Annotated in this window: 1 protein-coding gene; it reads left to right on the top strand. The window is 62.7% G+C overall.

The window, feature by feature from the left end:
- Nucleotides 1–94: 94 nt before the first annotated feature.
- A protein-coding gene (locus tag FFS49_RS41775; RefSeq protein WP_171026924.1) for an IS3 family transposase occupies nt 95–1,293 on the top strand; the annotation gives its coding sequence in 2 pieces (ribosomal slippage) (nt 95–410 and nt 410–1,293; 1,200 coding nt in all).
- The last annotated feature ends 37 nt before the right edge of the window (nt 1,294–1,330 follow it).

Below are 1,330 nucleotides of genomic sequence, written 5' to 3' on the forward strand. Positions count from 1 at the left end.
TGGAGCGGCCCCACGTATCTGAGGACACGAGGACTCTCTTAAAATAAGGGATAGTCTTGTGCCTATCAGTAAGCCTAGTCATTACGTGGAAAGCATCGAAATTCTGACCGAGCCGGAGCGCCGTCGTCGGCGCACGGCGCAAGAAAAAATCGCCATCGTGCAGGAAACATTGGAGCCGGGAGCGTCGGTGTCGGCCGTTGCACGTCGGCACGGCGTCAATGCCAACCAGGTGTTCGGCTGGCGCAAGCAATACCAGGAAGGCAGTCTGGCGGCGGTGAAGGCAGGCGAAACCGTTGTGCCGGCATCTGAGCTGGCCGCCGCCATCAAGGAAATCAAGGAACTGCAACGGCTACTCGGGAAGAAGACGCTGGAGGTCGAAATCCTGAAAGAAGCCGTGGAATGGGGCCGTTCAAAAAACCTGATTGCGCGCTCGCCCTTGCTGCCAGGGGACGACCGATGAAGACGGTCTGCGAAGTTCTCGGCGTGGCGCGCTCTGCCGTGGCGGTGAAGCGAACTCGCTCGTCTGACTGGCGCGATGGTCGCCGTGCCCGCATGACCAATGATACCGGGCTGGTCGAGGAGATTCAGGCCCATGTGGCGCATCTGCCGACCTACGGCTACCGGCGTGTCTGGGCGCTGCTGCGCCGCAGTCGGGAGCAGACCGGTGCGCCGTGCATCAACGCCAAGCGCGTGTATCGGGTCATGCGGGAGCATCAGTTGCTGCTGCGCCGCCCTGGCGTGCGGCGAGACAAGCGGCGACATGACGGTCGCGTTGCCGTGGACCGCAGCAACACCCGCTGGTGCTCCGATGGCTTCGAGTTCCGGTGCGACGATGGTACGCCGCTGCGCGTGACGTTTGCGCTGGACTGCTGCGACCGCGAGGCGATTAGCTGGGCAGCGACGACCGGCGGGCATAGCGGTGATGTGGTGCGCGACGTGATGCTGGCCGCCGTCGAACAGCGCTTCGGCACCACGCAGGCCGCGCAGTCCATCGAATGGCTGACGGACAACGGCTCGGCCTACATCGACCACCGCACGCGCAGCTTCGCTCGCGAACTGGGTCTTGAGCCGCTGACCACGCCGGTCCGTTCGCCGCAGAGCAATGGCATGGCCGAATCGTTCGTGAAGACCATGAAGCACGATTACGTCGCCTATATGGACAAGCCTGACGCACCAACAGCGCTCTCGCGTCTGGCTATCGCGTTTGAACACTACAATGAGCGCCACCCGCACAGAGCCCTGAAATACCGCTCGCCTCGCGAGTTCAGGCGTAATGCGGTGTCATCAACCTAACGGTGTCCGCGTGTCCTGAGTTACAGGGGCAACTCCA

The sequence above is a fragment of the Burkholderia sp. 4NA327C6 genome (genome assembly GCF_005502655.1).
In the GTDB taxonomy this organism is placed as follows: Bacteria; Pseudomonadota; Gammaproteobacteria; order Burkholderiales; family Burkholderiaceae; genus Burkholderia; species Burkholderia contaminans.